The organism is Winogradskya consettensis (genome assembly GCF_018332715.1).
Lineage (GTDB): Bacteria > Actinomycetota > Actinomycetes > Mycobacteriales > Micromonosporaceae > Actinoplanes > Actinoplanes consettensis.
On record NZ_BOQP01000004.1, the window covers coordinates 169,750 to 181,626 of the forward strand.

Below are 11,877 nucleotides of genomic sequence, written 5' to 3' on the forward strand. Positions count from 1 at the left end.
GCCTGCGACGTCCAGCAACCTGACAGCATAAGTAACTCCAGTTGACGGATTGTTGACCGATAGTGAATCGCCCGGCGCCTCGGTGAGCGCGGGCGCCCGCCGCGTGGCAGGCCGCGGCGCTGTCAAGTATTCGTCCACAAGTGGTTCCTACTGTCCTGGTCATGAGCACGGGCGACGGCAGTAACAACTTGCTCCACACCGAACAATTCGGGCGAATCCCTCGGTACGGCGTTCAGGAGCATGCCCCCGCGGGCCGCCGCCTGTTCTGCTTCATCGGCGCCGGTCCCGCCTCGCGCACGCCGTACCTGCACGTTGATGTCATCGATTCCACGGTTTTTCGGGGGGTGTTGTAGGAGTGGTCACCTTCGGTGAACCCCGCGGCTCGCTGCGACTGCAGATTCTGGGTCCGCTGCGGATCTGGCGTGACGGTGTCGAGCGGGACGCGGGGCCGCGCCAGCAGGCGTACCTGCTGGCGCTCCTGCTCGCCCGGGCCGGTCACACGATCAGCACCAGTGAGCTGATCGACCTGATGTGGGAGGAGGACGCCCCGACCACCGCGCTGAACGTCATCCAGAAATACATCGGCGGGCTACGCCGGCTGCTCGAGCCGGAGCTCGCGGCCCGCGAGGCCGGCTCCTACCTGCGCCGGCACGGGGCCGGTTACCTGTTCGCCGCGGATCCCGGCGTCCTGGACAGCGCGGCGTTCCGCGAGCTGCACGACCGGGCGAGGAGCGCGGCGGCCGAACAGCGTCACGACGCGGCGCTCGACGACTACATCGCCGCGCTGGACCTCTGGCACGGCCCCGCGGGTGAGGGGCTGCGGCACGGAACGACCGCGATCCCGACCTTCGCCGCACTCGACGGCGCCTTCTTCGACGCCAGTGTGGCCGCGGCGGAGCTGGCGATCACCCTGGAACGGCCGGGCCGTGTCCTGCGGGCCCTCCAGCTCGCCGCGGCGATGGCGCCCCTGCACGAACCCGTACAGGCCGGATTCATCACGACGCTCGCCGCGTCCGGGCAGCAGGCGGAGGCGCTGCTGGTGTTCAGCCGGGTGCGCGCCCAGCTCGCCGACGAACTCGGCATCGACCCCGGGCCCGCGTTGCAGGCCGCGCAGCAACGGGTGCTGAACCAGGAACTGCGGCAGGCACCGGCGACACCTGCGGCCCCACTGTCCCCCCCGTCTCCGGTCTCCGCTCCCGTCACCAGGCCCTCGCCGGTGCGGAGCCTGGTCGGCCGGGACGAGGAGGTCGCCGCGCTGCGGAGAAAGGTCGAGCTGGCGCTCGCCGGTGGCACCGGGCTCGCGATCATCGAGGGCGAGCCCGGTGCCGGCAAGACCCGTCTGCTCGAGGAGGCCGCCGCCGTCGCCGACCGGCACGGCGTACTCGTGGTCTGGGGCCACTGCCTCGACGGCGACGGGACACCGTCGATGTGGCCCTGGGTGCAGGTGATCGGCACGATCCTGGACGGACTCCCGGCCGCCGCGCGCGAGAAGTGGCTCGCGACCGAGCTCGGCAGCCTCGTGGAAGCACGCGGCGACGCCCTCGCCGGCCCGGCGATGCCGGAGAACGACACCCAGTTCCGACTGCAGGAACGCGCCGTCAGCGCCATCGCCGAGGCCGCGGCGGACCGCGCCCTGGTCCTGATCATCGATGATCTGCAGTGGGCCGATGTCGCCTCCCTGCACCTGTTCGCGCACCTGATGACCCGGCTCCCGGGCAACACCGTCGTCATCGGCGCGTTGCGCAACGTCGCGCCCCTGCCGAGCCCGGATCTGACCCGGACGCTCGCCGCGGCGAGCCGGGTGCCGGGCCACCGGCGGATCAAGCTCGGCCCGCTCGACCCCGACCAGGTCGCCGAGCTGGTCCGCCGCGAGACCGGGCAGGACCTCGGCCGCAGCGCCACCCGCAGCATCCACTCCCGCACGTCCGGCAACCCGTTCTTCGTCCGCGAGCTGTCCCGGCTGTTCGCCGACACCGGCGCACTCACCCGGGACACCGTGGCCCGGGCCGGGGTGCCGACCACCGTGCGCGACGTCGTCCGCGACCGCATGGCCGGACTCGACGACCAGGCCCGCCGGCTGCTGCAGATCGCCGCGCTGATCGGCCGCGACATCGACCTCGGCCTGCTCACCCGGGTCGCCGGCCTGGACTACGAGACGACCCTGAACCGCCTCGAACCCGTCGAGGCGCTCGGCCTGCTCGGGTCGACACCCGGCAACCCGTTCTCGGTCCGCTTCGCCCATGACCTGATCCGCGAGTCGGTCGTCGGGACCACGCCCCGGCCCACGGCACCCGCGCTGCACCTGCGGGTGGCGGACGCGCTGGAGCACAACGACCAGGGCGACGATTCCTTCGCCGAACGCCTCGCCCACCATCTGTGGTCCGCGGGACCGCTGGCCGATCCCGCCCGGACCGCGACCTCGCTCCTGCAGGCGGGGCGCCGGGCGGCCGCCAAATCCGCGGTCCAGGCCGCCGAGCGGCACCTGCGGTCGGCGGCCCGGATCGCCCGGGCGGCGAGCCTGCCGGACCTGGAGCTGACCGCCCTGGCGCTCACCGCGGCGGTCGGCATGCAGTCGGGGTACGGCGCCAGCACCCTCGACGTCCTGGAACGCGCCGAGCAGCTGGCCCGGAACCTGGGCCGGGAGGCGGACGGCGCCGGCTTCCTGTTCTCGCGCTGGCTCGTGCACGCCACGCTCATCGAGCTCGACCGCAGTGGCCCCGCCGCCCGCCGGCTGCTCGACCAGGGGCAGGATTCCACCGACTCGGTCGTCCGCACGTACGGACTGCGTGCCTGGGGCCTGCACCAGTGGCACATCGGCAACATCGGCGAGTCGTTCCGCTACCTGACCCGGGCCAGCGAGCTGTCGTACGCCGGGCGCGGCGACGACCCCGTCCGGCACGACCTCGACCTGCTGTACGACGGCATGCTCGCGGAGACAACGGCGCTGCACGGCCGCCTCGACGAGGCGCGCGCCATCTTCGACCGCTCGGAGGTCGCCGCCACCGCGCCGTACGCGATCACGGTGTGGGCCTCCCTCTCCGCCCGGACCGCCGCGATCGCCGGTGATCCCGAATGGGCGCTGCGCACCGCCGACCGGGGCATCGCCGCGGACCCCGACTTCTCGTTCGTCTTCCTCGGCACCTACCAGCGGCTGGCCCGCTGCTGGGCGCTCGCCGTCACCGGGCAGGACCCCCGCGGCGCCGCGGCCGAGGCCCAGCGGCTCATCTCCGCGAACCTGCTGAACCCGACGCGTACCTGCGTCGCCACCTGGCACGGTCTACTCGCCGAGATGCACATGGCGGCCGGGGACCTCGACGAGGCCGGGGCGGCCCTCGACCGAGCTGACTACTTCCTCGACACGTTCGGGCAGCGCTACTCCGAGGGCCTCATCCTGCTGCTCCGCGCCAAGCTGAGCCAGGCCCGTGGCGAGCCCGCCACGGTGGTCCGGGCCGCCACGGAGCGAGCCTGGGCGCTGTCGGTCGAACGGGAGGCGTACCTGTTCGCCAACCGCGCCGAAAAGCTGCTGTGACATCGTGCCCTCCCCTGCTCTCTCTGCCCGCCCATGAAGCCCTCTGTTTCTCCTCGCCCAAGGAAGGTAGGAAACCGCACTGAATCATCTGTGAAGGCGACGTTCAGTCGGTCTGAGCTGCGGCTTCGGCGACATCGGCGACAGGCGACAGGCGACAGGCGACAGGCGAACTCATTCGCGCGACGGTAGTTCCCGGCTCTTGACGATTGATGACCGACGGATGCCCAGGGCGAATTCAGCCGTACCCCACTGTTAAGGAAGAAATTGTCCAGAGTGGTCTCCATAGGCTGCCGGGCATGATCGAGCAAGTTGACCAGCCGGCCGCCCGCCGGCACAGCCAGGATGAGCGGGACGTCGAAGCGGTCATGATCGCATTGCACGATCAGCACGCCGCGACCCTGCTGCGGTTCGCGATGAGCCTGACCCGCGGCGAGCGGTACTGGGCCGAGGACGTCGTGCAGGAGACCCTGCTGCGGGTCTGGCGCAACGTGGGCTCGATCCCCGGGGACGCCGAGGGGGCCCGCCGGTGGCTGCTGACCGTCACCCGGCGGGTCCACATCGACATGATCCGCATGCGGGAGGCCCGGCCCACCGAGGTCAGCCTCATCGATGCCAACGTCACGACGATCGCCGACGCGGCTGACGCCGCGGTGGCGGCGCGGGCACTCACCGAGGCGTTCGGCAAGCTCTCGGCGCCGCACCAGGCCGTCCTGCGGGAGCTCTATGTCGAGGGCCGCACCATCGAGGAGGCCGCCGCACGCGCGGGTGTTCCCGCGGGCACCGTGAAATCCCGGTCCCACTACGCGTTGCGGGCCCTGCGGCTGGCGATCGATCCCCATTACACGCCGGGCAAACGGCGTAAACCGCGGTCCGAGCCATTCAGTGTTTCTTCACTGCCGCTTCCTACGGTGATTCATGACCACCGACGAACAGCCTGAGGGAGCACCAATGTCCACCCCCACCGTTGTCCTTGTCCACGGCGCCTTCGCCGACGCCTCCAGTTACAGCGCACTCATTCCTGAATTGTTCAGCCGGGGAATCAGCGTCGTCGCGCCGGCCGGGCCGAACCGTAGTCTCAGCTCCGACGCCGGCTACCTGGCCTCGGTCGTACGCCAGATCGAGGGCCCGGTCCTGCTCGTCGGTCACTCGTACGGCGGCGCGGTCATCACCGTCGCCGGCGTCGAGGACAACGTCGCGGGCCTGGTCTACCTCGCCGGCTACGCGCTCGACGAGGGCGAGAGCCTGGGCCAGATCCAGAGCGGTTTCGCCGACGCCGCCCTGGCCACCGCGCTGGTCTACACGAAGTTCCCCGTGCCCGGTGGCGAGGACGGCGTCGACGTGTCGGTGGACGTCGAGAAGTTCCCCGAGATCTTCGCCTCGGACGTCGACACGGCCCGTACTCGCGTGCTCGCGGTCTCGCAGCGCCCGCTCGCCGCCTTCGCGTTCGGTGAGCCGGCACCGGTGGCCGCCTGGAAGACCAAACCCTCCTGGGCCGTCGTCGCCACCGCGGACCACGCGATCAACCCCGACGTCCAGCGCTTCGGCTACGAGCGTGCGGGTGCGAAGACGATCGAGCTGGACTCCTCGCACCTGGTGATGCTGGCGCACCCCCGCGAGGTCGCGGACGTGATCGAGGAAGCACTGAGGTCCGTCAGCAAATAATCGCCGACCGCAGGACGCCCGAGCGCTTCCGCTCGGGCGTTTCGCGCTCTGATGGAAGCGGTTCAGCGGCAGACGGTCAGGAACGGCAGCAGCGCACAGCAGGAGAACATGGTCGCGCCCAGGACGGCGGCACCCGCGCGGACCGTGACCTCGGTGCCGCTGCGGCCGCGCCACGTCACGGGCAGGGCCTGCTCCGCCAGCACGACGATCACCCAGCCGAGCGCCACCACCGGCAGATACAGGTCCCAGCCCGAGTCGGTGAAGGCGCTCGCATTGCCGTTGCCGCCGTAGTTCGGGCAATCCTCAGGGTCGATCACCGGGTGCAGGAAAATGAGCAGAACAATGAGGAGCACGGCGCCGGCCAGCAGGCTCCAAAAGCCGCTCAGCCAAGCGAAACGGGGGGTCATGGCCGATGAATGTAGCTCATTGCGCGGACGCTGAGAAGACGATTCAGCGGTTATCCACTACGGCTCAATAAATTGCGGGCATGACGAGAATTCATCACCGCTACGCCGACGTCCGTGGCCACCGGCTGTTCTACCGCGAGGCCGGTCCGGCCACCGCACCGACCCTGGTCCTGCTGCACGGTTTCCCGGCCAGCTCGTTCATGTTCCGCAACCTGATCCCACTGCTCGCCGACCGGTGGCACATCATCGCCCCGGACCATCTGGGGTTCGGCGAGTCCGACGCTCCACCGGTGAGCGGGTTCGACTACACGTTCGACGCGCTCACCGATCTGACCGCGGAACTGCTCGGGCAGCTCGGCGCCGACCGGTACGCGCTCTACGTCCAGGACTTCGGCGCCCCCATCGGATGGCGGCTCGCCGTCCGCGACCCCTCGGCCGTCACCGCGATCATCAGCCAGAACGGCAACGCGTACCAGGAAGGCTTTGTGAAGTCCTACTTCCAGCCGGTCTGGGACTACTGGAACGAGCAGAACGCCGAGACCGAGGCGGCCATCCGGCAGGGTTTCACGCTGGAGGCGATCCGCTGGCAGTACCTGACCGGCGTCGTCGACGAATCGCTGGTCGATCCGAGCACCTGGCAGCACGACCACGCCGTGTTGTCGCGGCCCGGCTACGACCTCCTCCAGTTGCAGCTGTGCCGGGACTACTCGTCGAACCTGGCGCTGTATCCGTTGGTGCACCGCTATTTCCGCGAGCATCAGGTGCCGCTGCTGGCGGTCTGGGGCCGCAGCGACCCGATCTTCGCCGCACCCGGTGCTCTCGCGTTCGCCGACGACCTGCCGACCGCCGAGATCCATCTCCTCGAGGGCGGCCACTTCCTGCTGGAGAGCGCACTGGACGAGGCTGCCGCCCTGATCCGCGCCTTCCTGATCGCCAATCTCTGACAGCTCTCACGACCGTAGGGCCCGCATTCCGGCGAATGCGAGCCCTACGGTCGTACGCAACGGTCAGAGGCTCTGGCGGTCGAGCCAGGCGAGGCTGTCGTCGGCCAGCTGACGCCAACCGTGGTCGAACGCGGCGCTGTGACCCCGGTCGTCGTATTTGATGATGTCCGTACGCGCCCGGGAGCTCGCATAGAGCCGGTAGGCGGCCGCGACGACGGCGGCGGGAACCGTGTGGTCCTCGTCCGCGGCCAGCAGCAGCAGCGGACCCCGTCCGGCCCGGGTGGTGTCGACCGCGGTCGGGGCGTTCTTCGTGAAGTTCGCCGACGAGGCCTCGAACAGCGGGCGGCCCGGGCTGGGGATGGCGATGCGCTCGTACAGTTCCGCGGATTCGGCCGGCGGCAGCGCGTTGCCGAACCCGTAGGCGAACTGCTTCTCGGTCAGCGGCACGACCTTGTTCCTGTTGCCCGGCCGTGACAGCACCGGGAAACTGGACCGCAGCAGGCTCAGCGGGAGGATCTTGATGCCCTTGATCGGTGCCGGGGAGATCGCCACCGCTGCCGTGGCCAGCCCGGCGTCGAGCAGCTTCTGGGCGATCAGGCCGCCGAAGGAGTGACCGACGACGATCGGCGGGCTGTCGAGCCCGGCGATGAACTTGGCGTAGGAATCGGTGATCTCGTCGACGCCGACACCCGCGCCTTCGGAGTGCAGCCGGGTCTCGGCAACCGTGTCCTTGTCACCGGGCCAGCCCGGCGCGTGGGTCTCGTATCCCTTTCCGGCGAAGAGTTCCTGCCATGGCTGCCAGGCCACGGAATGGATCCAGAGACCATGGATGAAGACAACTGTTCTGCTCATTGTTCGTACGACCTCGCCTTGGCGGATGAGACTATGGCGATCAAATTAGGGGCGGCTACTGACCGATGTGTGGACGCGAACTGGATCTGGCCGCTGCCGGATCCGCAGGTCGTACCGCGAGTTCGGCCGCGACGGCCGCCAGGGACAGCCGCGGGTCGCCGCTGAGCCGGGCCGCCAGGATCGCCAGCGTCAACGGGAGGCGCCCGCAACTGGCCAGGATCGAGTCGAGCGCCCCGGTGGCGGCCGCGTCGATCTCCGCGACCCGGTTCGGCGCGGCGGCGAGCCGGCGGCGCAGCAGCTCCCGGGCGGAGGCGGCGTCCGGCGGGTCGACCCGCAGCAGGTGCGCACCGTCGTGGGCGGCCAGCCCGATCAGGGACCGCCTGCTGGTCACCAGCACCATGCTCCCCGGTGAGGCGGGGAACAGCGGGCGCACCTGCCCGGCATCACGTACGTTGTCGAGCAGCAGGAGGATCTGCTTGCCGGCGGTGCGGCTGCGGTAGGCGCCGAGCCGGGCGTCGTACGACTCGGGCAGGTCGTGGGTGGGGACGCCGAGCCCGTACAGCAGGGTCGCCAGGGCCTCCCCGGCCGTGAGGCCGTCACCGTCGCTCCGGTTTCCGCGCAGGTCGAGGGCGAGCTGACCGTCGGCGAAGTCACCGGCGACCCGGTGCGCGAAGTGGACGGCCAGCGTCGACTTCCCCACCCCGGCCACACCGTCCAGCGCGACGATCAGTGGCCCGGTGTGATCGGCCGCGTCCCGCGTCCCGGCGATCTCTGCCAGCACCGCGAGCTCCGTCGCCCGGCCGGTGAACATGGGCTGATCGTGCGGCAACTGCGCGGGAGGCGGGAAGTCGGCGGGCACGGTGGTCTGGGTGAGCACCCGCCGATGCGCCGCCTGCAGCTCCGGGCCGGGGTCGATCCCCAGCTCGCCCGTCAGCCGCTCTCGGATCACCCGGTACGCGCTCAGCGCCGCGGCCTGCTGCCCGGCAGCCGCGAGGGCCGTGACGAGCGCCGCGTGCACCGGCTCGTGGAACCGGCCCACCGACGCTGCCAGCCGCAGTGGGGCCAGCATCCGGGCGCCCTGGTGAGCAGGGACCGCCAATGCGGTGGCAGCGATCACCGCGTCGAAGAACTCACTGTCGATCTTGGCGAAGGTCGCCGTGGCTGCCGCGCTGTCGGCCAGGGTGTCGGCGGCCGTGCCGTGCCACAGTCGCAGCGCTTGGGCGTACCTGTCGAGACCGGCCCGGTCGCGGCCGGCGGCGACGTCCTCCCTGGCCGCGGCGACCGTCGCCCGGAAGGTGCTGAGATCGAGTTCCGCGGAACCGGCCGAGAACAGGTAGGCGCTGCCGTGCCGCCGCAGGTACGAGCCGGCCGCACGGGTCTCCAGCCCCGGCTCCAGCAACCGGCGCAGGGCTCCGACATATTTGTGGATCACGTTGACGGCGCTGGCCGGCGGGTCGTCGCCCCAGAGCATGCCGATCAGCTCGGCGACGCCCAGCGGCCGGCCCTCGTGCGCGAGGAACATGGCCAGCAGGCAGCGCTGCTGGCGCGCCCCGGCGTCGACCTCGGTGCCGTCGAGCCAGACCCGCAGCGCGCCCAGGATCTCCAGCCGGAGCCGGTGGGACACGACAGCGGAATCGGACACGGCCGCAAAGGTAAGCGCCGTCACTGGAGGATCTGTGGACGAGGGCCGTCGGCGACCCAGTTGCCGTGGAAACCGAAGGGGATCCGGTTGGGCAGGTGGACTCGGGCGATGGGGGCGGCGGTCAGGTCGGCGGCGTCGAGGACGACGAGCTCGGCGCGGTTGACGGTGGCGTCGTGCACGACCGAGAGGATCCAGCCGTCGTCCTCGCCCCCGGCACCGGGCCGGGGGACGAACGCGGGTTCCATGGTGACGCGGCCCGGCCCGTAGTCGTGGGTGACGGTTGTTCCCGTACCCGTGTCCACCTTGATCAGCGGCCCGGTGCCGAAGCCGTCGGTGGGATCGCGTTCCACGTCGTCGGTGATCTTGAGGCCGTGCGCGCTGAACCCGGCGAACCAGCCGTAGCGGTGCGCCCGGCCGGTCAGCGCGGGGGCGATCCGCGGGAACTCGACGCGGTGGTCGCTGATCAGCTCCTCCTTGACGGTGCCGAGGGCCGGGTTCACGTGCCAGCGCGCGAGCGCCGGCGTCGCGTCGCCGGGGCCGAGGACGTCGCGCGCGAACATCTCGTCGTAGCGCACCACGTCCATGGTCAGCGAGCCGTCGGGGTTGTCGAAGGCGTTGAGGACGTGGAAGACGAAGCTGCGGGGCGCCTCGATCCACCGGACCTGGTCGGGCTTACCCGCGATGGGCAGGATCCCGATCCGGGCCGCGTGCTGCTCGTCCCAGGTGAAGGGCAGGTTGGAGACGGTCTTTCCCGCCCTGCCGCGACGCAGGGCGGCGGCGAGGGTGACCGGCAGGTCGAGGATGACGACGCGGGTCTCGGTGAGCGCCATGTCGTGCACCATCGGGCCGCCGGCGACCGGGATGTCGGCGGTGTGCGCGGCCCTGCCGTCGGGCCCGAGCACGACATAACGGACCTCGCCGAACCGCGGGTTGTACGTCATCGCGTGCAGGTCGCCGGTCACCGGGTCGATCTTCGGGTGGGCGGTGAATCCGCGGCTGAGGGCGCCGTCACAGTCCCAGATCGCCATCCGGGCGAGGTCGGGGCTGATCTCGACCGGGGGCTTGCCGGCCTCGATGAGGGTGAGCAGCCGCCCGGCGTGGCTGACGACGCTGGTGTTCGGTGAGCCCTTCTCGCTGTCGATGAAGCGGCTGCGATACCACTCGGCACGGCCGTCGCGCAGCCGGATCCCGTGGACCATGCCGGTGCCGCGGAACCAGTGGTGGGTGACCGGATCGACCTCACCGTCGCGCGGGTTGGGCCCGATCCTCAGATAGCGGCCGTTCAGCTCGCGCGGCAACTCCCCCGTGATCGGCAGGTCGGTGGTGCTGACCTCCTCGGCCAGGGGTGCGTAGTTGCCCTCGCGGTACCGGCCGGTCGTACTTGCGTTGTTCACGGTCATCCTCCAGAGTCGTTCCCGACAGTACAACTCCGACCGTCTGATCTGGAATATTGAGATGCAGACCGTCTGAACCGGGAGATCCGATGGCGACCGCCCTTCCGATCAGCGCCTACGTGGTGCTGGGCCTGCTCAGCGAGCGGGACGAGACCACCCCCTACCAGCTCGACCAGCGGATTCGCCAGAGCATCGGGCACTTCTGGGTCTTCCCGCGCTCGCAGCTCTACGCGGAGGCCGACCGGCTCGTCCGCCGCGGGCTCGTGGTCGAACGCCAGGAGGACGCCGGACGCCGGCGGCGGCTCCTGAGCCTCACCGGGCAGGGGCGCCAGGAACTGGACCGATGGCTGTCCACGCCGACGAGGGCCGGCACCGAGATCCACGACGAGGGGCTGCTGCGACTGTTCTTCCAGCCCACCGACGTGGCCGACACCGGCCCGATCGTCCAGCTCGCCAGGGAACAGCTCGAGGCCCACGAGCAGCAGCTCGCGGACTATCTGGAGATCATGGGCTCGCGAGGACTCCGGCCGGGGTCGCCGCAGCGGGCCACGCTGGAGGCGGGGCTGCGGATGGAGCGGATGTTCATCGACTTCTGGCGTGACGTCGAGGCGTCGCCGGGTGACCTGCCCGGCGAGGACGATCAGGGCAGGAAGTAGACGGCCCAGTTCGCCGGCGCCTTGGATGCCGAGGTGTACTGCGCGTAGATCTCCGGCGCCTTACCGGTGTGCCAGCTCAGCTTCGAGTCGTGCCGCTGCGGCTTCCAGGAACACCGGACCTGCTCCCTGTGATCCCCCACCCGCAGTTCCAGGGTCCCGAGGCCCGTGCACGCCGCGGCCACGGTGAAATCGCCGTGCTCCTGCAGCGGGCCGTAGTAGTCCGGTTCGCTGCCCGGCCCGATCGCGCCACCGACGCTGTAGCCCTCGTCACCGCCGTCGTCGAGGTGGAACGCCCCGTGCAGATCGACCTGCTGGTAGTCCTGCACGGACACCGGGTCACCCGTGTCGCTGGTGACCCGGAAAGCGAACTCGGCCGGTCCGGTGCCGGCCAGGTCGAAGACCAGACTCGCCGTGAAGGGGTCGCCGAAGAAGTCCGTCCGGACCGGCTCGGCAGCGCAGATCGCGGTGGTACGGGCCACGTCGCGCGGCTTGACCGACCCGGTCTCGGCGGCCGGGACCGCCGACACCGCGAGCGTGACCTGCCCCTCGCCGGTGCACGCCAGCCACACGGTCAGCTCCCCCACGTACTGGGGAAACGTCCGGTGATATCCCGTGCCCACCGCGCCGGAGTCCTCGATCGCCGCGACCGACGCCGCCGGCGGCAACAGGTCACGGGCCACGGCCACGGCCTCGGACACCGGCTCGTCGTGCGGCCGGCCCAGCACCACCCCCAGGGCTGTCGCCGCCAGCACGAGCACAAAGACAACAAGACTGATGAGGCGTACGCGCAT

Annotated in this window: 11 protein-coding genes; 6 read left to right on the top strand and 5 right to left on the bottom strand. The window is 70.6% G+C overall.

The genetic code is table 11. The annotated features are described in order from the left end of the window. Nucleotides 1-161: 161 nt before the first annotated feature. The 4 genes from Aco04nite_RS04525 to Aco04nite_RS04540 all read left to right on the top strand — a co-directional run bounded on the left by Aco04nite_RS04525 (nucleotide 162) and on the right by Aco04nite_RS04540 (nucleotide 5,191). On the top strand, nucleotides 162-353 hold the full coding sequence (locus tag Aco04nite_RS04525; RefSeq protein ID WP_212995884.1) for a hypothetical protein: 192 nt from the start codon (nucleotides 162-164) through the stop codon (nucleotides 351-353). A gap of 2 nt (nucleotides 354-355) precedes the next feature. Next, on the top strand, nucleotides 356-3,529 hold the full coding sequence (locus Aco04nite_RS04530; RefSeq protein WP_244875750.1) for a BTAD domain-containing putative transcriptional regulator: 3,174 nt from the start codon (nucleotides 356-358) through the stop codon (nucleotides 3,527-3,529). Between the two features lie 296 nt (nucleotides 3,530-3,825). Next, nucleotides 3,826-4,467 carry a sigma-70 family RNA polymerase sigma factor gene (locus Aco04nite_RS04535; protein WP_212995885.1) on the top strand — a complete coding sequence of 214 codons (642 nt, stop codon included), beginning with the start codon at nucleotides 3,826-3,828 and terminating at the stop codon, nucleotides 4,465-4,467. A 10-nt stretch (nucleotides 4,468-4,477) separates the two neighbouring features. Beyond that, nucleotides 4,478-5,191, top strand: coding sequence for an alpha/beta fold hydrolase (locus Aco04nite_RS04540; RefSeq protein ID WP_212995886.1), 714 nt, complete (start codon nucleotides 4,478-4,480; stop codon nucleotides 5,189-5,191). Nucleotides 5,192-5,253: 62 nt separating this feature from the next. On the opposite strand, the gene Aco04nite_RS04545 is transcribed toward Aco04nite_RS04540, so the two are convergent. Then, nucleotides 5,254-5,598 (bottom strand): hypothetical protein, encoded by a 345-nt coding sequence (locus tag Aco04nite_RS04545; protein WP_212995887.1) that lies wholly within the window; start codon nucleotides 5,596-5,598, stop codon nucleotides 5,254-5,256. A gap of 80 nt (nucleotides 5,599-5,678) precedes the next feature. Between Aco04nite_RS04545 and Aco04nite_RS04550 the strand changes: the two genes are divergently transcribed. Further along, nucleotides 5,679-6,542 carry an alpha/beta fold hydrolase gene (locus tag Aco04nite_RS04550; protein ID WP_212995888.1) on the top strand — a complete coding sequence of 288 codons (864 nt, stop codon included), beginning with the start codon at nucleotides 5,679-5,681 and terminating at the stop codon, nucleotides 6,540-6,542. Nucleotides 6,543-6,605: 63 nt separating this feature from the next. Here the strand turns inward: Aco04nite_RS04550 and Aco04nite_RS04555 are convergent, their stop codons facing one another. The 3 genes from Aco04nite_RS04555 to Aco04nite_RS04565 are packed head-to-tail and all read right to left on the bottom strand — an operon-like array spanning nucleotide 6,606 to nucleotide 10,430. Continuing rightward, the gene (locus Aco04nite_RS04555; protein ID WP_212995889.1) at nucleotides 6,606-7,394 is read right to left on the bottom strand and encodes an alpha/beta hydrolase; all 789 of its coding nucleotides are present in this window, start codon (nucleotides 7,392-7,394) and stop codon (nucleotides 6,606-6,608) included. Between the two features lie 55 nt (nucleotides 7,395-7,449). After that, a complete protein-coding gene (locus Aco04nite_RS04560; RefSeq protein ID WP_212995890.1) occupies nucleotides 7,450-9,036 on the bottom strand; it encodes an AfsR/SARP family transcriptional regulator in 1,587 nt (528 codons plus the stop codon). Nucleotides 9,037-9,056: 20 nt separating this feature from the next. After that, nucleotides 9,057-10,430 carry a carotenoid oxygenase family protein gene (locus Aco04nite_RS04565; protein WP_212995891.1) on the bottom strand — a complete coding sequence of 458 codons (1,374 nt, stop codon included), beginning with the start codon at nucleotides 10,428-10,430 and terminating at the stop codon, nucleotides 9,057-9,059. Nucleotides 10,431-10,519: 89 nt separating this feature from the next. On the opposite strand from Aco04nite_RS04565, the gene Aco04nite_RS04570 reads away from it, so the two are divergent. Further along, on the top strand, nucleotides 10,520-11,086 hold the full coding sequence (locus tag Aco04nite_RS04570; RefSeq protein ID WP_212995892.1) for a PadR family transcriptional regulator: 567 nt from the start codon (nucleotides 10,520-10,522) through the stop codon (nucleotides 11,084-11,086). Here Aco04nite_RS04570 and Aco04nite_RS04575 read toward each other — a convergent pair. Further along, nucleotides 11,071-11,877, bottom strand: coding sequence for a hypothetical protein (locus Aco04nite_RS04575; protein ID WP_212995893.1), 807 nt, complete (start codon nucleotides 11,875-11,877; stop codon nucleotides 11,071-11,073). The genes Aco04nite_RS04570 and Aco04nite_RS04575 overlap by 16 nt on opposite strands.

What these genes read in the sequence shown, in the direction of transcription:
- Aco04nite_RS04525 (WP_212995884.1), top strand. Translation starts at nt 162, where the DNA reads ATGAGCACGGGCGACGGCAGTAACAACTTGCTCCACACCGAACAATTC.
- Aco04nite_RS04535 (WP_212995885.1), top strand. Translation starts at nt 3,826, where the DNA reads ATGATCGAGCAAGTTGACCAGCCGGCCGCCCGCCGGCACAGCCAGGAT.
- Aco04nite_RS04540 (WP_212995886.1), top strand. Translation starts at nt 4,478, where the DNA reads ATGTCCACCCCCACCGTTGTCCTTGTCCACGGCGCCTTCGCCGACGCC.
- Aco04nite_RS04545 (WP_212995887.1), bottom strand. Translation starts at nt 5,598, where the DNA reads ATGACCCCCCGTTTCGCTTGGCTGAGCGGCTTTTGGAGCCTGCTGGCC.
- Aco04nite_RS04550 (WP_212995888.1), top strand. Translation starts at nt 5,679, where the DNA reads ATGACGAGAATTCATCACCGCTACGCCGACGTCCGTGGCCACCGGCTG.
- Aco04nite_RS04555 (WP_212995889.1), bottom strand. Translation starts at nt 7,394, where the DNA reads ATGAGCAGAACAGTTGTCTTCATCCATGGTCTCTGGATCCATTCCGTG.
- Aco04nite_RS04570 (WP_212995892.1), top strand. Translation starts at nt 10,520, where the DNA reads ATGGCGACCGCCCTTCCGATCAGCGCCTACGTGGTGCTGGGCCTGCTC.
- Aco04nite_RS04575 (WP_212995893.1), bottom strand. Translation starts at nt 11,877, where the DNA reads ATGCGCGTACGCCTCATCAGTCTTGTTGTCTTTGTGCTCGTGCTGGCG.